Source organism: Streptosporangium roseum DSM 43021, from assembly GCF_000024865.1.
Taxonomy (GTDB): domain Bacteria; phylum Actinomycetota; class Actinomycetes; order Streptosporangiales; family Streptosporangiaceae; genus Streptosporangium; species Streptosporangium roseum.
Window position 1 is genome coordinate 2,023,129 of sequence record NC_013595.1, and the last position, 22,682, is coordinate 2,045,810.

22 protein-coding genes are annotated in these 22,682 nt (G+C 71.9%); 13 read left to right on the forward strand and 9 right to left on the reverse strand.

Features of this window, described 5'->3' with window-relative positions; translation table 11 throughout:
- Positions 1 to 178 precede the first annotated feature (178 nt).
- From SROS_RS09155 to SROS_RS09175, 5 genes are all read left to right on the forward strand, one after another.
- Complete coding sequence (locus tag SROS_RS09155; protein ID WP_012888631.1) at positions 179 to 1,396, forward strand: MFS transporter; 1,218 nt, start codon at positions 179 to 181, stop codon at positions 1,394 to 1,396.
- 98 nt (positions 1,397 to 1,494) lie between these two features.
- Positions 1,495 to 1,764: a metal-sensitive transcriptional regulator gene (locus tag SROS_RS09160; protein ID WP_043651653.1), complete on the forward strand. Its 270-nt coding sequence runs from the start codon at positions 1,495 to 1,497 to the stop codon at positions 1,762 to 1,764.
- Between the two features lie 299 nt (positions 1,765 to 2,063).
- On the forward strand, positions 2,064 to 3,404 hold the full coding sequence (locus tag SROS_RS09165) for an MBL fold metallo-hydrolase (protein WP_012888633.1): 1,341 nt from the start codon (positions 2,064 to 2,066) through the stop codon (positions 3,402 to 3,404).
- Between the two features lie 75 nt (positions 3,405 to 3,479).
- Complete coding sequence (locus SROS_RS09170; RefSeq protein WP_012888634.1) at positions 3,480 to 4,085, forward strand: rhodanese-like domain-containing protein; 606 nt, start codon at positions 3,480 to 3,482, stop codon at positions 4,083 to 4,085.
- Complete coding sequence (locus tag SROS_RS09175) at positions 4,082 to 4,849, forward strand: sulfite exporter TauE/SafE family protein (protein ID WP_012888635.1); 768 nt, start codon at positions 4,082 to 4,084, stop codon at positions 4,847 to 4,849. Before SROS_RS09170 ends, SROS_RS09175 begins: the two co-directional genes overlap by 4 nt.
- Before the next feature lie 114 nt (positions 4,850 to 4,963).
- On the opposite strand, the gene SROS_RS09180 is transcribed toward SROS_RS09175, so the two are convergent.
- The 4 genes from SROS_RS09180 to SROS_RS09195 are packed head-to-tail and all read right to left on the reverse strand — an operon-like array spanning position 4,964 to position 8,684.
- Positions 4,964 to 5,896, reverse strand: coding sequence for an acyl-ACP desaturase (locus SROS_RS09180; protein ID WP_012888636.1), 933 nt, complete (start codon positions 5,894 to 5,896; stop codon positions 4,964 to 4,966).
- Entirely contained in the window at positions 5,862 to 6,593 is a 732-nt protein-coding gene (locus tag SROS_RS45815) for a DUF998 domain-containing protein (protein WP_012888637.1), read from the reverse strand. Before SROS_RS45815 ends, SROS_RS09180 begins: the two co-directional genes overlap by 35 nt.
- Positions 6,590 to 7,798 carry a glycosyltransferase gene (locus SROS_RS09190; RefSeq protein ID WP_012888638.1) on the reverse strand — a complete coding sequence of 403 codons (1,209 nt, stop codon included), beginning with the start codon at positions 7,796 to 7,798 and terminating at the stop codon, positions 6,590 to 6,592. The genes SROS_RS45815 and SROS_RS09190 overlap by 4 nt, the downstream gene beginning before the upstream one ends.
- 55 nt (positions 7,799 to 7,853) lie before the next feature.
- Positions 7,854 to 8,684 (reverse strand): DMT family transporter, encoded by an 831-nt coding sequence (locus SROS_RS09195; RefSeq protein WP_012888639.1) that lies wholly within the window; start codon positions 8,682 to 8,684, stop codon positions 7,854 to 7,856.
- 212 nt (positions 8,685 to 8,896) lie between these two features.
- On the opposite strand from SROS_RS09195, the gene SROS_RS09200 reads away from it, so the two are divergent.
- Complete coding sequence (locus SROS_RS09200; RefSeq protein WP_012888640.1) at positions 8,897 to 9,298, forward strand: lipocalin-like domain-containing protein; 402 nt, start codon at positions 8,897 to 8,899, stop codon at positions 9,296 to 9,298.
- Positions 9,299 to 9,435: 137 nt separating this feature from the next.
- Here the strand turns inward: SROS_RS09200 and SROS_RS09205 are convergent, their stop codons facing one another.
- The gene (locus SROS_RS09205) at positions 9,436 to 10,065 is read right to left on the reverse strand and encodes a DedA family protein (RefSeq protein ID WP_012888641.1); all 630 of its coding nucleotides are present in this window, start codon (positions 10,063 to 10,065) and stop codon (positions 9,436 to 9,438) included.
- A 283-nt stretch (positions 10,066 to 10,348) separates the two neighbouring features.
- Here SROS_RS09205 and SROS_RS09210 point away from each other — a divergent pair, with 283 nt between their 5' ends.
- Entirely contained in the window at positions 10,349 to 11,533 is a 1,185-nt protein-coding gene (locus tag SROS_RS09210; RefSeq protein ID WP_245564723.1) for a sensor histidine kinase, read from the forward strand.
- A complete protein-coding gene (locus SROS_RS09215; RefSeq protein ID WP_012888643.1) occupies positions 11,530 to 12,210 on the forward strand; it encodes a response regulator in 681 nt (226 codons plus the stop codon). The genes SROS_RS09210 and SROS_RS09215 overlap by 4 nt, the downstream gene beginning before the upstream one ends.
- On the opposite strand, the gene SROS_RS09220 is transcribed toward SROS_RS09215, so the two are convergent.
- Together SROS_RS09220 and SROS_RS09225 are read right to left on the reverse strand one after the other, a co-directional pair.
- Positions 12,178 to 12,651, reverse strand: coding sequence for a TspO/MBR family protein (locus tag SROS_RS09220; RefSeq protein ID WP_012888644.1), 474 nt, complete (start codon positions 12,649 to 12,651; stop codon positions 12,178 to 12,180). The genes SROS_RS09215 and SROS_RS09220 overlap by 33 nt on opposite strands.
- A gap of 139 nt (positions 12,652 to 12,790) precedes the next feature.
- On the reverse strand, positions 12,791 to 13,444 hold the full coding sequence (locus tag SROS_RS09225; RefSeq protein WP_012888645.1) for a VC0807 family protein: 654 nt from the start codon (positions 13,442 to 13,444) through the stop codon (positions 12,791 to 12,793).
- A gap of 317 nt (positions 13,445 to 13,761) precedes the next feature.
- Between SROS_RS09225 and SROS_RS09230 the strand changes: the two genes are divergently transcribed.
- The gene (locus SROS_RS09230) at positions 13,762 to 14,106 is read left to right on the forward strand and encodes a luciferase domain-containing protein (RefSeq protein ID WP_148269002.1); all 345 of its coding nucleotides are present in this window, start codon (positions 13,762 to 13,764) and stop codon (positions 14,104 to 14,106) included.
- Between the two features lie 18 nt (positions 14,107 to 14,124).
- On the opposite strand, the gene leuE is transcribed toward SROS_RS09230, so the two are convergent.
- Both leuE and SROS_RS09240 read right to left on the reverse strand, forming a co-directional pair.
- Positions 14,125 to 14,775 carry a leucine efflux protein LeuE gene (leuE, locus tag SROS_RS09235; RefSeq protein WP_012888647.1) on the reverse strand — a complete coding sequence of 217 codons (651 nt, stop codon included), beginning with the start codon at positions 14,773 to 14,775 and terminating at the stop codon, positions 14,125 to 14,127.
- A gap of 96 nt (positions 14,776 to 14,871) precedes the next feature.
- Positions 14,872 to 15,345, reverse strand: a complete 474-nt coding sequence (locus tag SROS_RS09240) for an Lrp/AsnC family transcriptional regulator (protein WP_012888648.1) — start codon at positions 15,343 to 15,345, stop codon at positions 14,872 to 14,874.
- 128 nt (positions 15,346 to 15,473) lie between these two features.
- Between SROS_RS09240 and SROS_RS09245 the strand changes: the two genes are divergently transcribed.
- The 4 genes from SROS_RS09245 to SROS_RS09260 all read left to right on the forward strand — a co-directional run bounded on the left by SROS_RS09245 (position 15,474) and on the right by SROS_RS09260 (position 22,652).
- On the forward strand, positions 15,474 to 16,145 hold the full coding sequence (locus SROS_RS09245; protein ID WP_012888649.1) for a nitroreductase family protein: 672 nt from the start codon (positions 15,474 to 15,476) through the stop codon (positions 16,143 to 16,145).
- An 848-nt stretch (positions 16,146 to 16,993) separates the two neighbouring features.
- The gene (locus SROS_RS47280; protein WP_012888650.1) at positions 16,994 to 18,835 is read left to right on the forward strand and encodes a cellulose binding domain-containing protein; all 1,842 of its coding nucleotides are present in this window, start codon (positions 16,994 to 16,996) and stop codon (positions 18,833 to 18,835) included.
- A gap of 8 nt (positions 18,836 to 18,843) precedes the next feature.
- Positions 18,844 to 20,529, forward strand: coding sequence for a fibronectin type III domain-containing protein (locus SROS_RS52780; RefSeq protein WP_012888651.1), 1,686 nt, complete (start codon positions 18,844 to 18,846; stop codon positions 20,527 to 20,529).
- Between the two features lie 80 nt (positions 20,530 to 20,609).
- Complete coding sequence (locus tag SROS_RS09260; RefSeq protein ID WP_012888652.1) at positions 20,610 to 22,652, forward strand: carbohydrate binding domain-containing protein; 2,043 nt, start codon at positions 20,610 to 20,612, stop codon at positions 22,650 to 22,652.
- Positions 22,653 to 22,682 lie beyond the last annotated feature (30 nt).

A 22,682-nucleotide genomic window follows, 5' to 3' on the forward strand; every position in this document is an offset into this window, starting at 1 on the left:
GCGCGGGCTCACTTCGAGTCCGATTCGTGGCTTAAGATGGCTGATTGTTGTGTTCTGAACGAATGCATGCAATGACCGCACGGCGGCCGCCATGAGCGGTATCTACCCCGGTCGAAGCCCACCATGACGGTGCGCTCCCGGACCGGGCTGCGCTCCGTCTGGACTCGGACGGAGACTGATGAAGTCCTACCTCGCCGTGCTCGGCTCCCCCGGCGCCTGGCGTTTCCTCGCTCCCGCGTTCCTCGCGCGCCTGCCGTACGCCATGTTGCAGCTCGGCGTCCTCCTGCTCGTGCAGTGGTCCACGGGCTCGTACGGCGTGGCCGGGATCGCCGCCGCGGCGGCCGCCGTGGCGCAGGCGCTGGTCGGCCCGCAGACCGGTCGGCTCGCCGACCGGTACGGCCAGCCGAAGGTGCTCATCCCGCAGGTCGTCCTGCACGCCGCCGCGCTGGGCGTCCTGCTGGCGCTCTCCTCGGCGCATGCCCCGGCCGTCCCGCTGGTGGTCTTCTCGGCACTGGCCGGTGCCTCGATGCCGCAGGTCGGCTCGATGGTCCGGGCCCGCTGGGCGCACCTGCTGGGCCGCTCGGAGAGGCTGGGCACCGCCTTCGCCGTCGAGTCCATCACCGACGAGCTGACCTTCACTCTCGCCCCGGTGCTGCTGGTGGCCGTCTCGACCGGGTTCTCGCCCGTCTGGGCGCTGCTGGCGGCACTGGTCATGGTCGTGCTGGGGACGCTGGTGTTCGCCGTGGTCCGCAAGGGCGCCCCCGAGCCGATGCCGGTCCGGGTCCGCTCCCAGGGCGGCGTGCTCCGGCTGCGCGGCGTGGCCGTGCTCGCGGTGGCCTTCGTCGCGCTCGGCACCGTCTTCGGCAGCCTCCAGGTCGGCATCACCTCCTACAGCGCCGCGCTGGGTCAGGCCGCCGCGGCCGGGCCGATCTACGCGACCTTCTCCGGTGCCAGCTTCGCCGGAGGCATCCTCTACGGCGTCGTCCGCTGGCGGATCGGCGCCCCGGTCCGGCTGGCGGCCACCGTCGGCCTGCTCTGCGCGACGACCGCCGCCCTGACGCTCGCCGGATCCATCCCCCTGCTGTACGGCGGGGCGGCCATGGCCGGGTTCGTCATCGCCCCCGCCGTCATCACCGGCTACACCCTGGTCGAGACCCTGATCCCCGCCGAGGTCAGGACCGAGGCGTTCACCTGGCTCAACGGATCGATCGGCCTGGGCATCGCCACCGGCGCGGCCGTCGCCGGCCAGCTCGTGGACCGCTCCGGCCCTTCCCTGGCCTTCCTGGTCCCGCCGGTCACCACCGGCCTGGCCGCGCTGCTGGTGCTGCTCTTCCTGCGCCGGTTGCGTCAGGAAACGGGCGTGGACGAGGTCCGCCAGGCGGTCGCGGTCTCCTGAGGCCCGGGTCCACCGGCGGGTGCGCGACGAGAGGGGCCGAAGACGCCGGCGAGGCGGCGCCGTTTGTCTCAGGGTACCCCCCCGGGTATGTTGGTGGCATGGAGATGAACGAGTCGATGGTCGGCGACGCGGTGACCCGCCTGCGCCGGGCCCACGGACAGCTGGCCGGTGTGATCGGGATGATCGAGGCCGGCGAGGACTGCTCGAAGGTGCTCACCCAGCTCGCGGCCGTCTCCAAGGCGCTGGACCGCGCCGGGTTCAAGATCGTCGCCAGCGGGATGCGTCACTGCCAGGCCGCCCAGGCTCGCGGCGAGGAGGCTCCGATGAGTGTCGAGGAGCTGGAGAAGCTCTTTCTGTCCCTGGCGTGAGGGGTGGGTCTGCGGCCTGCCGTGGACGGCGGACGGCATGGGCCCGTGGCGCCGACCCGGCTCCGCATACCCATGCCTCCGGCATACCCCCCGGGGTATATCGCCGTAGTGGCCGAGGGGGGCCGGTGGCCCTTCCCGTCGCGCCCGCCGCCCCGGCCGGCCTCGCGCCGCGCGGTTCGCCCGTGAGGGCGGCGCCGCCATAGAGCCCATGCCTGCCCCCCGGCCCGGGGGCTGGAGGGGCACACCTCTGCCCTCTGTATACCCCCCGGGGTATTTTTATCCGATTGAAAGGGATCCCGATGGAGATCATCTCGTTCCGCACCCCCGGCCTGGGGGACCAGAGCTACCTGCTCACCCACGAGGGGCACGGCATCCTCGTCGACCCCCAGCGCGACATCGACCGCTTCATGGCCGAGGTCGCCGCGCGGGATGTGGAGCTGCGCTTCGTGCTGGAGACCCATCTGCACAACGACTACGTCTCCGGCGGAGAGCAGGCCGCTCTCGCCACGGGCGCGCAGCTGGTGCTTCCCGCCGCGGCCGCCGCGGCCTACCCGCACACCCCCGCCTTCCACATGGAGGACATCCCCGGCGGGCGGGGGCTGAGCATCCGCCCGATCCACACCCCGGGCCACACGCCCGAGCACACGAGCTATCTGGTGCTCATCGACGGCGAGCCGGTCGCGGTGTTCTCCGGCGGAAGCCTGCTGGTCTCTTCGGCCGGACGTCCGGACCTGCTGGGCCCGCAGCGGGCCCGCACCCTCGCCAGGCTGCAGCACGGCTCGCTGCACCGCCTGGCCGGCCTGCCCGGCGGGGTGGAGCTGCTGCCCACCCACGGCGAGGGGTCGTTCTGCACCGCCACCGGTGCCGGCCGCTACACCTCCACCATCGCCGACGAGCTCGCCGGCAACCCGCTGCTGGCCGTCGGCGACGCCGAGGCCTTCGCCGATGAGCTGCTCGCCGCCCCGATGCCGATCCCGGCGTTCTACGAGTACATGGGGCCGGCCAACACCATGGGCGTGCCGCCGATGCCGCCCTTGGGCGTGCCCGCGCTGGGCGTCGAGGATCTGGCCGACCAGCCCGAGGGCACCCGCGTGGTGGACATCCGCCCGCGCGCCCGGCAGGCCGGCGGCCTGCTTCCCGGGGCGGTCGGGATCGAGCTGGGCACCGACTTCGGTAGCTGGGCGGGCTGGCTGCTGCCCTACCAGGCGCCCCTGGTCCTGGTGGCGGACCCCGGCCAGGACGTCGCCGAGGCCGTCACCCAGCTAGCCCGGATCGGCGTCGACACCGTGCGCGGCGTCATCACCGACCCCGGGCCGGCCGCCGACCAGACCTTCGAGCTGCTGGACCTTTCCGCCTTCGCCGCCCGGCTGGCCCGGCCCGGCGCCCAGCTGCTGGATGTGCGGATGCCCGGCGAACACGCCGCTGCCGCGCTGCCCGGCGGGATCCACCGCTTCCTGGCAGACCTGGTCGCTCACGGCATCCCCGCCGAGCTGGACGCCTCCCGTCCGGTCCTGGTCGCCTGCGGCTCCGGCCGCCGCGCGAGCATCGCCGCCGGCCTGCTGCTGGCCGCCGGCTACCGGCCGGTCGTGCTGACCGGCGCCGGCGTCACCGACCTGCTCCGGCGCCCGGCCGCCGCCTGACCTGCCCCCGCCGATCGGCCATCACCCCGATCCGGCCATCTCCACCCGCTCCCGAAGAACAGGATTTTCTTGATCATGAGTGTGAAGACCAGTATCGACGTGCCCGCCGCCCGCGCTCTGATCGCGGCCGACCCCGGCGTGCTCGTCGTCGATGTGCGCACTCCCGGCGAGTTCGCCTCCGCCCACATCTCCGGCGCGGTCAACCTGCCCCTGGACCAGGTGGACACCCACCTGCGGCGCATCGTCGCCGACGCCGGCGGCACGATGCTGCTGATCTGTCAGTCCGGTGGCCGGGCCACCCGGGCGCACACCACGCTGACCCGCGCAGGCCTGGTCGACGTGGTGGTGCTGGAGGGTGGGATGAACGCCTGGACCGGTGCCGGTGCCCCCACCACCTCCACGTCATGTCCGATTCCCGGGACCCGGGCCCGGCGCTGGGGGCTGGAGCGCCAGGTGCGGCTGGTGGCCGGCGGCATCGTCGCCACCTCGGTCCTGGCCAGCATCCGGTGGCCGCAGGCCCGGTTCATCGCCGGGTTCGTCGGCGCCGGGCTGACCTTCGCCGCCGTCACCGACACCTGTGCGATGGGCATGGCCCTGGCCAAACTGCCCTACAACCGCACCCGGGACTTCGACATCGACGCCGTCATCGCCCGGCTGCGCGGCGGCGAGGCCCGGCCATGATCACCACCTGTACGCTCACCGCGACGGTGCTCGCCGCCGCCGTGGTCGGCGTCACCCTCGGCCTGTTCGGTGGCGGCGGCTCCATCCTCATGGTGCCCATGCTCATGTACATCGCCCACGTGCCGGGTAAGGCCGCGATCGCGATGTCACTGCTGGTGGTCGCCACCACCAGCGCCGCCGGCCTCATCTCCCACGCCCGTGCCGGGCGCGTCCGCTGGCGCACCGGCCTGATCTTCGGTGCCGCCGGCATGGCAGGCGCCTACGCCGGCGGACTGATCGGCCCGTATCTGCCGGAGACCATCCTGCTCGGCGGCTTCGCCGCCATGACGGTGGCCACCGCCATCGCCATGATCAGAGGGCGTTCCCGCGTCTCCGCCAAGACCGGCGCCGACCTGCCGGTCGGCAGGATCCTGATCGACGGCATCGTCGTCGGCGTTGTCACCGGCCTGGTCGGCGCCGGTGGCGGCTTCCTGGTCGTGCCCGCCCTGGTCCTGCTCGGCGGCATGCCGATGGCCGCCGCCGTCGGCACCTCCCTGCTGGTCATCGCGATGAAGTCACTGGCCGGACTCGCCGGTTATCTGCAGACCGTCACCATTGACTGGCGCCTGGCGGCCGTCGTCACCGCCGCCGCCGTCGTCGGCGGTCTGGCCGGCGGACAGCTGACCGGCCACGTCAACCCTGACCGGCTCCGTCGCGCCTTCGGCTGGGTTGTCCTGGCCATGGGAGTCTTCGTCCTCGCCCAGCAGGTTCCCGCCTTGATGTGACCCGGGCGGGTGCTGTCATGCCATGCCGCAGACGGCCGGCGGCAGAACGGCGGGACGAAAGAACGGCGGGAACGGACGCGAGGGACCGAACGTGCCGGTCCCTCGGAGGAGCGATCAGGCCTGGGCTGCCTGGCGGGCGCGGCGGGCCTCGCGGCGCTCGACGAAGCGGGAGGCGGAGACCTCCAGGCGGGCGAGGAACTCCGCGAGCTCCTCACGGGCCTTCTCGCCCTCGGGGTCGAGGTCCTTCATGTCGAAGACGGCCCACTGGCGCAGCACCGGCATGAGGACGTCGTCGAGGTGCAGGCGCAGGTCGTAGATTCCGGCGTTGGCGATGGTCATCGCCTTGCGGGTGAAGCCCTCGATCCCGGTGCCGGGCATCTGGAAGGTGGTCACCACGTCGGTGACGGCGCGCATCGTCTGGCTCGGGGTGAGCTTGAAGGCGGCGTCGAGCAGGTTGCGGTAGAAGAGCATGTGCAGGTTCTCGTCGGCGGCGATCCTGGCGAGCAGGCGCTCGCAGTTCGGGTCCTGCGAGGCCTTGCCGGTGTTGCGGTGGGAGATGCGGGTGGCCAGCTCCTGGAAGGAGACGTAGGCCAGCGAGTGGAGCACGCCCTCGTAGGCGTTGGTGAAGCCCTCTCCCATGTGGTTCATGCGGGCCCGCTCCAGGGCGACCGGGTCGACCGCGCGGGTGACCGTCAGGTAGTCGCGGATGGCGGTGCCGTGCCGGCCCTCCTCGGCGGTCCACCGGTGCACCCAGGTGCCCCAGGCGGCGTCGCGGCCGAAGGCGGTGGCGATCTCGTAGTGGTAGCTGGGGAGGTTGTCCTCGGTCAGCAGGTTGACGATGAGCGAGACCCGAGCCTCCTCGGGGATCTTCGAGTCGGTCTCGACCCACGCGTCACCGCCGAAGAGGCCGTCGTAGTCCCTGCCCTCGGACCACGGGACGTACTCGTGCGGGAACCACTCCTTGGCCACCTTGTGGTGCCGGTCCAGCTCTCCGGCGACAACGGGCTCAAGCTCAAGCAGCAGCTCGGTCTGACTGAACTCTCGCATAAGGCTCTCCCTCACTCACTACGGAACCGTAACCTACGTTAGCGTAGGTAAGGGGAGAGTCAGTAAGCGGGGATATGTCTCTTTTATTACTCTCTGGTAGGTTGCCCATGCCCCGGGCGGCCAGGAAGACCAGCGCCGTCTCGCTGAGCAGCAGCAGGCGTTCGATCAGGCCGTAGTAGTCCGGGCCGCCGATCAGGTCCGCGGTCAGCGACCCCGGGCGGGCCGCCAGGAACGCGACCAGCAGCCCCGTCGCCAGCACGCTGACGGCTGACAGGGCCGGGTTCCGGAACCGGCGGCCCATCATCCAGCCCGCGCAGGGCAGCGCGGTGAAGACCACCGCCGCCGCCCAGCGGTGGATCTCCCCGCCGGCCGAGGCGGCGCCGGGGGCCGCGTCGAGGGGGAAGGCCGCGGTGAGCAAGAGTCCCAGCGCTCCGGCGACGAACAGGACACGCGTCGCGGCGCTGCGCGTGGGGTCGGTCCGCGCCAGGCCGTACGCGACCCACAGGGAGCCCATGGCCAGCATGATCGTGCCGCCGGCCATGGCCCAGGCGCTGGTGTCGAGCAGCGCGTAGTCACTGGTCAGACTCTTCATCGGGTCCACCGCGCCGGCGGCGGCCACGTGCGCGCAGGCCGTCGAGGCCGCGGCGGCCGCCGCCCCCGCCATCCCGGGCCAGCGCCACACCGGGTCCGCGCTCATCGGGCCACCTCCTGGTAGATCGTCTCGAACCGGGCCAGGGAGGCCTGGTGGTCATGGGTCAGCGCGATCGCACGGCTCGCCGCGCCCATCACGCCGCGCAGGCCGGGCGCGCAGAGCAGGTCGTTGAGGTGGCGGGCAAGCCCCTGGACGTCACCCGGCCGGAACAGCCGGCCGTTCTCGCCGGGCCGTACCAGGTGGGGGAGGGCCATCGCGTCGGCGGCGACCACCGGCAGCCCGGTGGCCATGGCCTCCAGGGTGGCGATGCTCTGCAGCTCCGCGACCCCGGGCATGGCGAAGACGTCCGCGGCGGCGTAGGCCCGGGGAAGCGCCTCGTCGGGGACGAACCCGAGGAGGAACACCCGGTCACCGACCCCGATCCGGGCCGCCAGCCTCTCCAGCGCCGCCCGCTGCCCCCCGGTCCCGACCAGCGCGAGCTGCGCGTCGGTCCCGTTGAGGATGTACGGCAGGGCGCGGACGAGCTCGTCCAGCCGCTTCTCCTCGTCCAGCCGCCCGACGAACAGCACGGTGTCGCGGTCGGGCAGGCCGAACGCCTCGCGCGCCCACGCCTTGGGGCCGGTGTGCGGCCGGAACCGGCTGAGGTCGATGCCGCACGAGACCGGCTCCACCGAACGGGTGAAACCCTTCCCGGCGAGCAGTCCCGCGGCGATCCGGGTCGGCGTGGTCACCCGGTCCGCCCGGGAGAAGACGCGCCTGAAGTCCCGCCAGGCGAGGTCGCCGGCCCGCTCGCGGAGCGGACCGGGGATGTGCGCGAACTGGAAGAGGTTGTCCGGCATGAAGTGGTTGGTCGCCACAACCGGGACGCCCACGCGCCGGGCGGCCGAGATCGCGGCGCGGCCGACCACGAAGTGTCCCTGGACGTGGACCACGTCCGGGGCGATGGCAGCCATGAGCCGGTCCAGCCGGGTGGGCACCGAGATCCGCATGGTCGGATGCACCAGCACCGGCGCCGAGCGGAGCCGGTGCACGGTCACGCCGTTCACGTGCTCGGTCCTGGCCGCCCCCTCGTCGGAGGCGCAGACCACGTGGACCTCGTTGCCCCGCTCGGCCAGGCCGCCGGCCAGCCGGTGGGTGAAGTAGGCGGCGCCGTTCACGTCGGGCGGGTAGGTGTCGGTGCCGATCAGCACCCGGCGTGGCCGGGTGGCGAGAGGGGCCGGGGCGAGCGCGGGCGCGGCTGACATGACCATGGGGGCTCCGTTCATCGGATGGCCGGGAGACGCTGGGGAGGGGACGGTGCGACGTTCATCGGGCGGCCGGCAGGGGGGTGGGGGACATCGGTGTGGTGCGGGCCAGGGCGACGGTGCCGGCGGCGGTCAGCGCGCCCGCCGCCAGCGCGGTCAGCGTGCTCGCCGCGCCGGTCGGCAGGGGCTCGCCGAGCAGGAGGGCCCCGAAGGCGACGGCGGTGAGAGGGTCGGCCACCTGGAGGGCGGCGAAGGCGACGCCGAAGTGGCCGACGGCGTAGGCGCGCTGCAGCAGTGCCAGCGCGATCAGGGCGGGCAACGGGACGGCGAGCAGGAACCACGGCTCCCACTCCCCGTCGACCAGGACCCGGGTGAGCGTGGCGGTCGCGCCGTACAGCACCCCGGCCGCCATCGCCAGCAGACCGGCCCGCCTGGCCGGGGGCGCCTGCAGGGCGGCGGCCCAGAGCGCCAGGGCGGCGGTGGCCGCCCCCGCGAGCAGGGCCACCGCCCCCCCGGTGCCGAGGCGCGGCTCGCCGGTGTGCTCGGGCACGACCAGTACCAGGCCGATGAGCCCGATCGCGATCACGGCCGCGGCGGCGAGTTCGCCGGGCTGCGGCCTGCGGCGCCGCAGGGCGGCGGCGCAGGGCAGGGCGAACAGGAGGCTGGCCACGCCCATCGGCTGGACCACCGTGAGCGGGCCGTACTTCAGCGCAACGACGTGCAGGGCGGTGCCGGCCGCGATGGCGAGACCGCCGAGCAGCCAGCGAGGACGCCTGATCAGCCGGCGCAGGGTGGCCGGGACCGCGCCCGCGGCCTCGAACTGCTGCAGCGCGGCCCCGAGTGCGAAGAACAGCGATCCCAGCAATGCCAGGCCGGCTGCCACGACAGTCATGCGCACTCCTCTCAGAGCAGATCCAGACATGGCGAGATGACCGGGACGTCTCGTGGAGGCGTCCGGGGGTGGTCGTGCGGTGGGCCAGTGGCAGCGTCCCGTGCCGGTCAGTGCCGGAGCCATAGGGGTTATCCCTGACTTGGGCGGGAATTCCCTGATATCAAGGTCGGGGCTGTTGACCTGCTGGCTTCGATTATCATAGTTTCGCGGGCATGGATCTGGTCGGAGCCTGGAGGCTGGTCGAGTGGCGGATCGCCCACGCGGGCGGTCGGATCTCCCACCCCTTCGGCCGCGACGCGGTGGGCCTGCTCTGCTACACCTCCGACGGCTACATGAGCGCGACCGTCGCGCGGGCCGGACGCCCTCCGCTGCGCGGAACAGGCTCCCGGCAGGCGTGTCCCCAGGAGCAGGCCGAGGCGTTCGCGTCGTTCTTCTGCTGCTCGGGCCGGTACGAGGCCCGTGACGGCCAGGTGGCCCACGACGTCGAGATGGCGCTCGATCCGGCCGTCACCGGCACCATCCAGATCCACGAGCTGAACTTCGACGGCGACCGGCTCATCCTGGCCGCCGTCGAGGACGGCGGATGGCACACCCTGATCTGGCGGCGGGGATGAGCCCCGGACGCCCCGCGGGCCCCGACCGGCCGGGAACCCCTCCCTGATCGGCGGCACCCGCACGTCACGCCGTGCCGTACGCACCCGCGCGTCACGCGGTCGTGCCGTACACACCTGCGCGTCACGCGGTGCGGTGGTCAGTCACGCGCGCCGACGAGGACCGCCGCCCGCTTCCCGGCGGTACGGCGGCGCCGCACGTGCCGGACCGCCTCGACCACCGCGGTGATCGACAGGGCGATGCCGAGACCGAGCAGCAGGCCCTTGACCGGGTCGTTCTCGAAGGCCGCGCCGCCCACGTAGCCGATCAGCGCGGAGTAGAGCGCCCAGGCGACGGTCGCGCCCCCGTCGAAGAGGGCGAACGAGCGCCGGGGGTAGGCGACCGCGCCCATGGTGAGGGTGCAGGCGGTCCTGCCGCCGGGGATGTAGCGGGCCACCACCAGCACGAGCCCGCCCCGCTCGGCCAGCGCCCTCTCCGCCCAGGCGAACGCCTTGCCGCTCCGCCTGCCGCCGCGCAGCCGGTTGTTGGTGGCGCGCCCGATGGCGTAGGAGATGTGGTCGCCGGCGAACGCGCCCACCGCCGCGACCACGATCACCAGCGCGAGGTTCGGCGCGCCGGTGGAGGCGGCGAACACCCCCGCCGTGATGACGGACGTCTCGGCGGGCACCACGGGGAAGAACCCGTCGAGCATCGCCAGCGCGAACAGCGCCAGGTAGATCCAAGGGGAGGTCATCACATCGTGCAGGGTGTCCAGGATGGCCTGTGTCACAGCCGCGCTCCTATGGTGTCGGGGATCTCTGACAGCACGCTGACGATCCGCCGGGCCCCGGGCATCGGGGGAGGACCCGGAAGTCGGCGGACGCCACCCCTGAGAGCCCTCAGGGCTCCGGCCCGTCAGAGCCCTCAGGGGATCCGTCCCGTCGAACCTAGGAACCGGGCAGGGGCCGCCACATCGCGCGATCGGCCCTTCCGACCCCCTACTTTCGTCAGGGGAGGCCTGTTACCTCCGGCGGAGACGCCCGGCCGGGCGGCCTTGTAGCGTCACAGTCGTGATGAGGTGGATGAGGCGGCCGGGCCGTCGGGAGGTCCGGCGTGACCTGCTGCTCTGGGCCCTGCTCTGCCTGCCGGCGTTCCTGGCCCCGGCCGTCCCTCTCTGGTGGGAGCCGGCCACCGGCCAGGTGGCGCTGCTGGTGGCCGCCGCCGGGGTGATCGCGCTGGGGGCCGCCGTGCTCGTGAGCCGCGAGGCTCCGCTGGCCGCCATGCTGCTGGTCCTGGTACTGGGGTCGTGGAACGTCGCCGAGGGCCTGGCCACCGCCCAGCTCTGGCGGCTCGACGGCATGACCAAGCTGGGCCCGCTGAACGGGCTCACCCTCGGGACCGTCGTGTTCTCCTACCTGGCCGGCCGCCGGGCGGCGGACCCGCGTCCCGCGACGCTGGCGTTCGCCGTGATCCTGGGGACGGGCACGGCCCTGGCCCTCGTCTCCTCCTCGGGTCCGCGACCCGACGCCGCGACCACGCGGTTCTGGGTCACCGTCCTGTCCGGCGTCCTGCTCTCCGGTCTCCTGCCGTGGCTGATCGGCAGGCTGGTGGGGCAGCGGGCCGGGCAGCGCGCCCGTGAGCAGCGCCTGGTCGTCGCCCAGGCGCAGCTCCGCGAGCGCAACCGCATCGCCCAGGACATGCACGACTCCCTCGGCCACGACCTCGCGCTCATCGCCCTGCGCGCCGCCGCCCTGGAGATGGCACCCGACCTGGCCGAACGGCACCGCAAAGCAGCCGGAGAGCTCCGCGAGGCCGCCGCCGGGACCACCGAGCGCCTGCGCCGGGTCATCGGCGTGCTCCGCGAGGACGACCGGGCGCCGCTGGCCCCGCCGGAGGAGAGCGTCGCCGAGATCGTCGACCGGGCCCGGGAGTCGGGCCTCCGGGTGGAGCTGCGCGGGCAGGAGTCGCTGCGGGACCGTACGGCCTGCCGGGTCGTGCAGGAGTCGCTGACCAACGCCACCAAGCACGCCCCCGGCTCCGCGGTGACGGTCGAGGTCCTCCGGGACGCCGGCGGGATCACGGTGACCGTGACCAACCAGGCGGCCCAGACGCCGGCCGGCCGGCCCCGGGGCGGCGGGCTGGGGCTGATAGGGCTGCGCGAGCGGGTGCGGCTGGCGGGCGGTACGTTCGAATCGGGACCGAACGGCGGCGGCTTCCAGGTCGTCGCCCGGTTCCCCTGCGAGGACGGAGCGACGTGATCCGGGTGCTGCTGGCCGACGACGAGGCCATGATCCGGGCCGGGGTGCGGGCCATCCTGGCCGCCGACCCGGAGATCGAGGTGGTCGCGGAGGCGGGCGACGGGCGGGAGGCGATCGACCTCGTCCTGAGCCACCGCCCCGACGTCGTCCTGCTCGACATCCGGATGCCCCGGATGGACGGGCTCGCGGCGGTCGCCGAGCTGCGCCGGGTCGCGCCCGGCACCGCGGTGGTGATGCTGACCACCTTCGGCGAGGACGACTACATCGCCCGGGCGCTCGGCGAGGGCGCCGGCGGGTTCCTGCTCAAGTCCGGCGACCCTCGCGAGCTGCTGGCCGGGATCCACGCCGTCGCCGAGGGCGCCGCCTACCTCTCGCCGCGGGTCGCGCACCGGGTCATCACCCAGCTCACCGGCGGACGGATGACCCGCGTGGTGGCCGCCCGGGAGCAGGTGGCCGCCCTCACCCCGCGGGAGCGCGACGTGCTGGCCCTGGTGGGGGAGGGGCTGTCCAACGGGCAGATCGCCCGCCGCCTCTACCTGGTGGAGGGGACCGTCAAGGCCCACGTGAGCGCGATCCTCACCCGGCTCGGGGCGCGGAACCGGGTCCAGGCCGCGATCCTCGCCCACGAGGCCGGGCTGCTCGACTCAGTTGAGCCGCCAGATGGCGAAGTTCAGTGAGGCCGCGTAGGTGACCCAGAGCAGGTAGGGCACCAGGAGCCAGGCGGCCACCCGGCTGATCCGCCGGAACAGGACGATGGTGGCCGCGATCGCCGCCCAGAGCACGACGATCTCGGCGAAGGCCAGGCCGTACCGGCCGGCGCCGAAGAACAGCGGGGTCCAGGCCGCGTTGAGGACGAGCTGGGCGGCGTAGACGCCGAGGGCGGGCGTCCAGCCCCGTGCCGACCACGCGAGCCAGCCGGAGATGGCGATCATGATGTAGAGCACCGTCCAGGCCGGGCCGAACAGCCACTGCGGCGGCGCCCACGGCGGGCGCTCCAGCGCCAGGTACTCGCCGCCGGCGTTGACCGCCGACAGCGATCCGACCACTGCCACCAGGACGAGCGCGACGGCGAAGACCGGGAGCCCCGCCCAGCGTCTCGGTTGTTGTGCGATGACCATGAGACCTCCCTGCCCTCCCCTTCGTGTCCCTACCGCCCGGCGGTTGCCGTTCGGCGGGTCCCGGCTCCGGGCGGCCTGCCGGCGGTCGTCCGCGCCGTCCGGCGGCGGGCGTCTCCGCCCTGGCCGAGCGGGTGCGCCCCTAGGCGGGGGAGGCGGCGGGGGCGGGGGCCGGGTCGTGGTGCAGGCGGCGCAGGACGCGGCGGAAGGCGTAGACGGAGACGGCCACCGCCAGGCCGCTGATCAGGGCGACGACCGAGGTGCGGACCAGCAGGTAGGTGCCGATCGACTGGTGGAGCAGGAGCCAGATGCTCACCGCGGAGTTGGCCAACAGCACGAAGGCCCACAGCAGGGTGATCCGGGCGAAGAACCGGCGGACCCGCTCGTGCTTCAGCACCGCCGTGGGCAGGTGGATGTAGTCGAGGGTGAGCTTCTGCACCAGCGGGCGGTTGAGCCGCACCGAGGCCAGGAAGACCATGCTGATGCAGATCGTGCCCAGCTCGGGCTGGAGGAAGTAGAGCACCGCGCTCCCGCTCCACAGCCCCAGCAGCGCCCGGACGGTGATCGCGATGGCGGCGAGGATCATCGTCCCGGGCACCGGGACCCGCCGGACCAGCCGCCACCCCACTCCCGCGTACACCCAGCTCACCGCCGCGATCAGCGCGCCCGTGAGACCGAGGACGGCCAGCGCGGCGTAGAAGACGGCGAGGGGGGCGACGACGCCCTCCAGGATCTTCGGAACCGCCTGACGGGCCAGGGCGGTGAGGCGGGGGAGGACGACGGGTGCATGGCTCATGATGCTCCACGGGACGGTGGAATGACCGGCGCTGTGCTCCGCGCCTACCCCGACAGCGGATTGCCAGACATGTCGGGTTTGTCGTGTGTACTTACAGGAAGGTTATTCCGGCGTTCACGGGCCACTTACCGTACCCGAACCGAATGCATGCCTTCTCTATAACCTTCCGATACCGCATGACCCGCCCGGCGCCGTCCGGGAGGAGGGACCGCCTGGGAGGCCGCGGGAACCGCCGTCCCACCGGGAAGAACGGCAGGCCCGTAACGGTTCGGAAACGGATGCTTTCCCGATGGCGTCCGGTCCGCGACGATTCGAATATGGCAGTGCGCGCGCACACGTCCGACCGGTCGACCGAGGGTGTCGCGAACGTGGCGGCCCAGCTCGTCCGCTGGCCCGATCTGGCACTGAAACGCACCCGCAGGGGTCTCGGGTTCCGGTCCGGCGGCCGGGAGATCGTCCGCATGCCGGGCGATCACACCGCGGAGCTGCTGCTCACCACCGCCGTGATCGACCGGTGGGCCCGGGTGCTCACCGACTGCCGGCGGGTCACCCCCGGCAGGGACGCCGGGTGGGTGACCATGACGATCGAGGGCAAGGCCGACGCCGACCTGTTCCTCTCGCTCGTCAGCGTCGCGATCAAGGTCAACCAGGCGTCGCGGTAGCCGGTCTCGCGATCAAGGTCAACCGAGCGTCGCGGTGGCCAGCCTCGCGCCGAAGCCGATGAACAGCGCGCCCACCCCCGAGGTGAGCCCGGCCGACAGCTTGCGGCGCGCCCGGAACTGGCGGGCCAGGAAGGTGCCGCCGAAGATCAGCGCCGACAGGTACAGCACGCTGAAAAGCTGGCAGATCGCGCCCAGGATCAGGAACGGCAGCGCGGGCGTGCCGTAGGCGGGGTCCACGAACTGGATGAAGAACGAGATGAAGAACAGGATCGCCTTCGGGTTCATCAGGCTGATCACCAGGGCCTTGCGGAACGGGTCCTCCATGGCCGTCACCGGCGCGGCGGCGGCCTCCTCGGTCCCGGCCGACCGCCAGGAGCGCCAGGCCCCCCGCAGCATCTGGAACCCGATCCACGCCAGGTAGGCCGCTCCGGCGTACTTGACGACGTTGAACAGGACCGGCGACGAGCGCAGCAGCGAGGCGGCCCCGGCGGCGGCGAGCACCATCAGGACGGTGTCACCGAGGAAGACGCCCGCCACCCCGCGGTATCCCTGCCGCACGCCGCGCTGCGCGGCGGTGGTAAGCACGTAGAGGGAGTTCGGGCCGGGCAGCAGGATGATGAAGAAGGCGCCGATGACATAGGTCCATATATCGGTGATGCCGAAGAACATAGCGGTGCTCCAGGGGGTGGTACGGGGTCCGTATCACGGTACTCCCCGGAAGGCGCCTGCCGTCCTGGCGGGTCCGGGGCGCCCGTGGAGGTCGCCTCACCCGCCGTCGGCCAGGGGCTGGACCCGGTGGGGGACCACGGTGGACAGGGTGATCACCGTGCTGCTCCGCCGTACTCCGGGGATGGCCAGGGTCTGGTCGATGACCTGCTGGATGTGCTCGTGGTCGCGTCCGGCGATGCGGCACCAGACGTCGCCGGGGCCGGTGACGATGTGGGCTTCGAGGACTTCGGGGATCGCCGCCAGGGCGGTGGAGATGTCGGGGCGGGAGATCTGCTCCACCTCAAGGGTGGTGAAGGCCTGCACGGGGTAGCCGAGGGCGCGCGGGGAGAGGTTGGGGCCGAAGTCGGTGATCACGCCGTCGGCGACCATCCGGTCCAGGCGGGCCTGGACGGTGCCCCGGGCGACGCCGAGGAGGCGGGCGATCTCCAGCAGGCCGGTGCGCGGACGTTCCCTGACCAGATGGAGCATCTTGCGGTCGAGCTCGTCCAGTCCGTCTCTCCGAGCTGCCAATCTGTCCACCTCCGGAGTGCGGGCCTTATCCGGCGCTGTCAATCTGACAGCGGATCGACCGTGGTGTTGCCCCACCCATAGCCACAATTCAGACTACGCCTGCATATATGCCAACTATGGAGGCAAACGTGGCGCGGGAACATTCCCATCCATTCATCCCCTACCGGCCCGTGCGCTATCCCGAGGCCGAGATGGTGACCCGAGGCCGGGAGTTCTACGAGCACATGGACCGGCGCCGGAGCGTGCGGTTCTTCAGCGACGAGCCGGTGCCGCGCGAGTGCGTCGAGCTGGCCGTCAGGACGGCGAACACCGCGCCCTCGGGGGCTCACCAGCAGCCGTGGAAGTTCGTCGTGATCGGCGACCCGGAGACCAGGAGGCGGATCAGGGAGGCGGCCGAGATCGAGGAGCGGCAGAACTACGAGGGCGGGCGGCTGACCCCGGAGTGGCGTTCGGCCCTGGCCCACCTGGAGACCGGCTCCGACAAGGGCTACCTCGAAACGGTGCCGTGGCTGGTGGTCTGCTTCGCGGAGAAGTACGGCGTGCGCCCCGACGGCACCAGGGTCAAGCACTACTACGTCAACGAGAGCGTCGGCATCGCCTGCGGCTTCTTCATCGCCGCCCTGCACGCGATGGGCCTGTCCACGCTCACCCACACCCCGAACCCGATGGCGTTCCTGACCGGCATCTGCGGGCGTCCGGCCAACGAGCGCCCCTACATCCTGTTCCCGATCGGGTACGCGGCCGCCGACGCCGAGGTCCCCGACCTGGTCCGCAAACCCCTGTCCGAGGCCATGGCCTGACGCGGCGGAGGTCTCGTGCGGCGGGCCGGGGCGAGACCTCCGCCCCGGCCCCCGGCACCTCGTGTGTCCGGCCGTGCGCGGAGGTTGGAACGTGCCTAGCTGGATCGTTGAAATGCGAAGCTTTTGGGCCTTGTGGGGAGAGTCTGTCAAGGCTACGATCGCGACAACTCTTAGGAAACTTTCCTAAAAGAAATGCCGAAGAGGAGTCCGCATGGCCCGCCCGCCGCCGACCGGTCAGATTTCAAGCTGCGGAAACTCGACGACGGCAGTCGTCATTGCATGAAGGTCCGATTGTCCGGACGTCCTACACCCCCCAGCTTCCCCCCTCATGGGAGCGATCATGCGGCGTGTCCTGCCTTTACCGTTCCTGACTGCTTCAGCAAGCTTTCCCCCCGGGTCCTCCCTGCCCGGCAGCGCCGACGCCGCCGCTGTCACGGCCACCGCCGGGACCTCTGACCGGAGACCGGGGGTCGAGGGCGATCATCCGATCGCGAACGGCTCTGCCACCGCCCTGACGCGAGCGCCGTCCCGCCCCGCCGTCACACCGGCGACGGCGGCCGGCGACACACCCGCGACGCTCCCGGGCCCGTCGGCGGGAGAGCCGAACCCATAAGTCAGGCGACCCGCTCGGGGCGGAGGCCCTGGGGGCCGCCGGTGACGGCGCCCTCGCCACCCGTGCCGGGCGACGGCCCGCGCTGATCCACGGCGCGTTCCCGCCCTTCCTGCGGGGCCGGGAACGCGCCCTACCCGCCGTACGGCTTGCGCCTCGCCTCCTCGCTCTCCCCGAGGAGCACCCCCCAGGGGGCGTGAGCCGTACGGCCACCCCCCACCGAATCCATGAGGTTAACGTGAAATTTCGCGTCATCGCTCGATCTCTTGTCGCCCTGGTGGCCCTCGTCACGGCGATGATGGTCGCGGTCCCCGCCCAGGCCGCCTCGGCCTCCGCCACCTTCGTCAAGGTCGGCGACTGGGGTTCCGGCTTCGAGGGCAAGTACACGATCAAGAACGACTCCACCACGGCCCTGACCAGCTGGAAGGTCGAGTTCGACCTCCCGGCGGGGATCAGCGTTGGGTCCTTCTGGGACGCCACGCTGGCCCGCAGCGGCCAGCACTTCACCTTCAGCAACGTCGGGTGGAACGGCAACGTCCCGGCGGGCGGCAGCGTGAGCTTCGGTTTCCTCGGCACCCCCGGCGGGGCGGCCGCCGTACCGGCGGGCTGCAAGCTCAACGGCGCCGACTGCGGCGGTGGGAGCGGTGAGACCGCGCCCGGCAAGCCCGGTGCGGTGTCGGCGACGGGCGGTGCGAACAGCGTCGCGCTGTCGTGGGGGGCGTCGAGCGGAACGGTGACCGGCTACCGGGTCTATGAGGGCACGACTGTGAAGGCGACGGTCACCGGGACCGGTGCCACGGTCTCCGGGCTGGGTGTGTGCGAGGCGCACACCTACACGGTCGCGGCCTACAACTCCGCGGGTGAGGGTCCGAAGAGCGACCCGGCGAGCGCCACCACCACCGGCTGCGGCACCGGGACGCCCGGCAAGCCCGGTGCGGTGTCGGCGACGGGCGGTGCGAACAGCGTCGCGCTGTCGTGGGGGGCGTCGAGCGGAACGGTGACCGGCTACCGGGTCTATGAGGGCACGACTGTGAAGGCGACGGTCACCGGGACCGGTGCCACGGTCTCCGGGCTGGGTGTGTGCGAGGCGCACACCTACACGGTCGCGGCCTACAACTCCGCGGGTGAGGGTCCGAGGAGCGACCCGGCCAGCGCCACCACCACCGGCTGCCCCGTCAGCCAGCTGCCCAAGCACTTCCTCACCGGCTACTGGCACAACTTCGACAACCCCGCCGTCGAGCTCAAGCTGTCGGCGGTCCCCAACGAGTACGACCTGGTCGCGGTCGCCTTCGGCGAGTCCACCGCCACCCCCGGTGAGGTCGTCTTCAGCGTCGACCCCGGCCTGTCGGCCTCCCTCGGCGGCTACACCGACGCCCAGTTCAAGGCCGACGTGCAGACGCTCCACTCGCGCGGCAAGAAGGTCATCCTCTCGGTCGGCGGCGAGCTCGGCCGGGTGCAGGTGGCCAGCGCCGCCGCGGCGACGAAGTTCGCCGACACCGTCTACGCCCTGATGCAGAGCTACGGCTTCGACGGTGTGGACATCGACCTGGAGAACGGCCTCAACTCCACCTACATGGGCCAGGCGCTGCGGGCGCTGCGCGCCAAGGCGGGCGCCGGCCTCATCATCACGATGGCCCCGCAGACCATCGACATGCAGTCCACCGGCGCGGAGTACTTCAAGCTCGCGCTGAACATCAAGGACATCCTCACGGTCGTCCACACCCAGTTCTACAACTCCGGCTCGATGCTGGGCTGCGACCAGATGGCCGCCTACTCCCAGGGCACGGTCAACTTCATGACCGCGCTGGCCTGCATCCAGCTGGAGAACGGCCTCCGCCCCGACCAGGTGGCGCTCGGCCTGCCCGCCGGGCCCGGCGCGGCCGGCGGCGGGATCGTCGCCCCCTCGCTGGTCAACCAGGCGCTGACCTGCCTGGCCACCCGGACCGGCTGCGGCAGCTTCGTGCCGCCGCGCGCCTACCCCGAGATCCGGGGCGCGATGACCTGGTCGATCAACTGGGACGCCTCGAACAACTGGAACTTCTCCAGAACCGTCAAGCCGCATCTCGCGACTCTCCCCTAGGAATGCTCATGAGATTACGTCGCATGGCCTTCGCCGTACTCGCAGCCCTGGCGGTGACCTTCACCGGGCTCACCGCCGTCGCGAACGCCGCGCCCCAGGCGGCCGCCGTGTTCGCCGCCCCCCAGTGGCAGGCGTGGACGGCCTACGCCACCGGTGCACAGGTGACCTACAACGGCGTCGACTACGAATGCATCCAGGGCCACACCTCCCTGCCCGGCTGGGAGCCGTCCAACGTCCCCGCCCTGTGGAAGGTCGCCACCGGCGGCGGTGACACCACGGCGCCCAGCGTGCCCGGCAACCTCCGCGTGACCGGCACGAGCTCGTCGACCGTCTCGCTGGCGTGGGACGCCTCCACCGACAACGTCGGCGTCACCGGCTACAACGTCTACCGGGGCACGACCCTGGTGACCACCGCCACCGGCACCTCCCACACCGACTCCGGGCTGACCCCCTCGACCGCCTACACCTACACCGTCCGCGCCCGCGACGCCGCCGGGAACCTCTCCGGCGTCAGCGGCTCGGTCACCGGCACCACCACCGGCAGCGGCACGCCCGGCCAGCCCGGCGCCCCGTCGGTCACCGGTACGACCGACGGCGGCATCTCCCTGTCGTGGGGCGCGTCGTCCGGCACCGTGACCGGCTACCGCGTCTACGAGGGCACCACCCAGCGCGCCCAGGTCACCGGCACCACCGCCACCATCTCCGGCCTGGGCACGTGCGAGGCGCACACCTACACGGTCCGGGCCTACAACTCCGTCGGCGAGTCCGCCTCCAGCACCCAGGTCACCGGCACCACCACCGGCTGCCCGAACCCCGGCGGCAAGATGGACGGCGCGCCCTACCTCTACACCGGCTGGGGCAACCCGCCCAGCCCGGTCACGGTGATGAACGCCACCGGGATCAAGTCCTTCACCATGGCGTTCATCCTGTCCAGCGGCGGCTGCAACCCGGCCTGGGACGGCCAGCGCCCGCTGACCGGCGGCGCCGACCAGGCGGCCATCAACCAGATCAAGGCCGCGGGCGGCAACGTGCAGATCTCCTTCGGCGGCTGGCAGGGCAACAAGCTCGGCCCGAACTGCTCCACCCCGGCGGCCTTCGCCGGCGCCGTGCAGCAGGTCATCAACGCCGTCGGCCCGGCGGTGGTCGACTTCGACATCGAGAACACCGACGAGTTCGAGAACTACACCGTGCAGGACCGGATCCTCAACGGCCTGAAGATCGTCAAGGCCAACAACCCGAACGTCAAGGTCGTCGTCACCTTCGGCACCTCGACCAGCGGCCCGACGGCCCCCGGCATCCGCCTGATCAACCAGGCCAAGGCGCTCGCCGTGCCGATCGACAACTACACGATCATGCCGTTCGACTTCGGCGGCGGCGCCAACATGTACCAGAACACGATCAACGCCTCCGAGGGCCTGAAGAACGCGCTGAAGTCGGCCAACGGCTGGACCGACGCGCAGGCCTACGCCCGGATGGGCATCTCCGGCATGAACGGCCTGTCCGACCAGCAGGAGCTGACCTCCCCGGCGCAGTGGACCCAGATCCGCGACTGGGCCAAGTCCAAGGGCCTGACCCGCTTCGCGTTCTGGTCCGTCAACCGTGACCGCCCCTGCCCCGGCGGCGGCGTCCAGGAGAACTGCAGCGGCATCGCCCAGGCCGACTGGGAGTTCACCAAGATCACCGCAGGCTTCTAGTCCGTACGGCCCGCGTCCCCGCCCCGGGGGTGCGGGCCGTACTCCCGTGACACCCCCCAGTCAGCCTCACGAGGCAGGTCATGAACCATCGATTGAATCTCAGAAAACTTGCGGCGGCAGCCGTACTGGTGCTGAGCGGGACGATGCTGGCCGCGTCGCCCGCCCACGCCGCCAACATCGCGACGAACCCCGGATTCGAGAGCGACCTGACCGGCTGGACGTGTTCGGCGTCGGCGGGTGCCACGGCGGTGTCGTCGCCGGTGCACGGCGGTTCGAAGGCGCTGCAGGCCACGCCGGCCGGCAGTGACACCGCGCGCTGCCAGCAGACCGTCAGCGTCAAGCCGTCCTCGTCCTACTCGCTGTCGGCGTGGGTGCGGGGCGGCTACGTCTTCCTGGGCGTGCTCGGCACCGGCACGACCGACCAGAGCACGTGGACCTCCTCGCCGTCGGCCTACGCGCAGCTCTCCAGGACCTTCACCACCGGCCCCTCGACCACCTCGGTGACGATCTACGTCAACAGCTGGTACGGCCAGGGCGCCTACCAGGCCGACGACTTCGTGCTCGACGGCGAGGCCGGACAGGGGCAGCCCCCGGCCGCGCCGGCCGGCCTGACCAGCGCGAGCACGCGCACCAGCGCCGTGCTGAACTGGACCGCCTCCGCCGGCGCGACCGGCTACAACGTCTACCGCGACGGCGCCAAGGTCGCCACGGCCACCGGGACCACCTACACCGAGACCCCGCCGCAGGGCAACTACACCTACCAGGTGAGCGCCGTCAACGCGGCGGGCGAGTCGCCCAGGTCCAACCAGGTCTCGGTGGTGATCGGCAACGACACCCCGCCGCCCCCGGCCGTCCCGACCGGCCTGACCGCCACGGTCGGCGGCGCGAACGTGGCGCTGAGCTGGAACGCCTCCTCGAACGCGACCGGCTACAACGTCTACCGCGACGGCGTCAAGGTGGGCTCGCCGACCACCACCGCCTACACCGACACCCCCGCCGCGGGCACGCACACCTACCAGGTGAGCGCCGTCAACCCGACCGGCGAGTCGGCCAGGTCCGGTCCGGTCTCCGCCACGGTCGGCGGCGACCAGTCGGGCAGCCTGCCCAAGCGGGTGCTGGTCGGCTACCTGCACGCCTCCTTCGCCAACGGCTCCGGCTACATCCGGATGGCCGACGTGCCGAACGAGTGGAACGTCATCAACCTCGCCTTCGGCGAGCCGACCTCGGTGACCTCCGGCGACATCCGCTTCCAGCAGTGCCCGGTCGCCGAGTGCCCCGGCGTCGAGCCGGAGGCCGACTTCATCGCGGGGATCCGGGCCAAGCAGGCGCTCGGCAAGAAGGTGCTGATCTCGATCGGCGGCCAGAACGGCCAGGTCCAGCTCACCACCGCGGCCGCGCGCGACAAGTTCGTCCAGTCGGTGAGCGCCATCATCGACAGGTACGGCCTCGACGGCCTCGACATCGACTTCGAGGGCCACTCGCTCTACCTCAACCAGGGCGACACCAACCTCGCCGCCCCGACCACCCCGGTCATCGTCAACCTGATCTCCGCGCTGAAGACCCTCAAGGCCAGGTACGGCGCCAAGTTCGTGCTGACCATGGCACCGGAGACCTTCTTCGTCCAGCTCGGCTACCAGTTCTACGGCCCCGGCGCGAACGGCTCGGCCGACCAGCGGGCCGGGTCCTACCTCCCCGTCATCCACGCGATGCGCAACGACCTGACCCTGCTCCACGTCCAGGACTACAACTCCGGGCCGATCACCGGGCTGGACAACCAGTACCACACCATGGGCACCCACGACTTCCACGTGGCCATGACGGACATGCTGCTGGCGGGCTTCCCGATCGCGGGGAACCCGAACAACGTCTTCCCCGCCCTGCGCCCGGAGCAGGTCGCCATCGGCCTGCCCGCCGCGGCCTACGCGGGCAACGGCTTCACCACGGTGGCCGAGGTCCAGAAGGCCTTCGACTGCCTGGCGAAGGGGACCAACTGCGGGCCGTACAAGCCGCGCGGCGTCTACCCGAACCTGCGCGGCCTGATGACCTGGTCGATCAACTGGGACAAGTACAACTCCTTCGAGTTCTCCCGTAACCACCGGGCCTACCTCAACGGCCTGGGCTGAAAGCCCCTCGCCGCCGGGAGAGACGGACTC

Bases quoted from the DNA above. Each gene is read 5' to 3' on its own strand.
- SROS_RS09155 (WP_012888631.1), top strand. From the start codon at position 179: ATGAAGTCCTACCTCGCCGTGCTCGGCTCCCCCGGCGCCTGGCGTTTC.
- SROS_RS09160 (WP_043651653.1), top strand. From the start codon at position 1,495: ATGGAGATGAACGAGTCGATGGTCGGCGACGCGGTGACCCGCCTGCGC.
- SROS_RS09165 (WP_012888633.1), top strand. From the start codon at position 2,064: ATGGAGATCATCTCGTTCCGCACCCCCGGCCTGGGGGACCAGAGCTAC.
- SROS_RS09170 (WP_012888634.1), top strand. From the start codon at position 3,480: ATGAGTGTGAAGACCAGTATCGACGTGCCCGCCGCCCGCGCTCTGATC.
- SROS_RS09175 (WP_012888635.1), top strand. From the start codon at position 4,082: ATGATCACCACCTGTACGCTCACCGCGACGGTGCTCGCCGCCGCCGTG.
- SROS_RS09180 (WP_012888636.1), bottom strand. From the start codon at position 5,896: ATGCGAGAGTTCAGTCAGACCGAGCTGCTGCTTGAGCTTGAGCCCGTT.
- SROS_RS45815 (WP_012888637.1), bottom strand. From the start codon at position 6,593: ATGAGCGCGGACCCGGTGTGGCGCTGGCCCGGGATGGCGGGGGCGGCG.
- SROS_RS09190 (WP_012888638.1), bottom strand. From the start codon at position 7,798: ATGGTCATGTCAGCCGCGCCCGCGCTCGCCCCGGCCCCTCTCGCCACC.
- SROS_RS09195 (WP_012888639.1), bottom strand. From the start codon at position 8,684: ATGACTGTCGTGGCAGCCGGCCTGGCATTGCTGGGATCGCTGTTCTTC.
- SROS_RS09200 (WP_012888640.1), top strand. From the start codon at position 8,897: ATGGATCTGGTCGGAGCCTGGAGGCTGGTCGAGTGGCGGATCGCCCAC.
- SROS_RS09210 (WP_245564723.1), top strand. From the start codon at position 10,349: ATGAGGTGGATGAGGCGGCCGGGCCGTCGGGAGGTCCGGCGTGACCTG.
- SROS_RS09220 (WP_012888644.1), bottom strand. From the start codon at position 12,651: ATGGTCATCGCACAACAACCGAGACGCTGGGCGGGGCTCCCGGTCTTC.
- SROS_RS09225 (WP_012888645.1), bottom strand. From the start codon at position 13,444: ATGAGCCATGCACCCGTCGTCCTCCCCCGCCTCACCGCCCTGGCCCGT.
- SROS_RS09230 (WP_148269002.1), top strand. From the start codon at position 13,762: ATGGCAGTGCGCGCGCACACGTCCGACCGGTCGACCGAGGGTGTCGCG.
- leuE (WP_012888647.1), bottom strand. From the start codon at position 14,775: ATGTTCTTCGGCATCACCGATATATGGACCTATGTCATCGGCGCCTTC.
- SROS_RS52780 (WP_012888651.1), top strand. From the start codon at position 18,844: ATGAGATTACGTCGCATGGCCTTCGCCGTACTCGCAGCCCTGGCGGTG.
- SROS_RS09260 (WP_012888652.1), top strand. From the start codon at position 20,610: ATGAACCATCGATTGAATCTCAGAAAACTTGCGGCGGCAGCCGTACTG.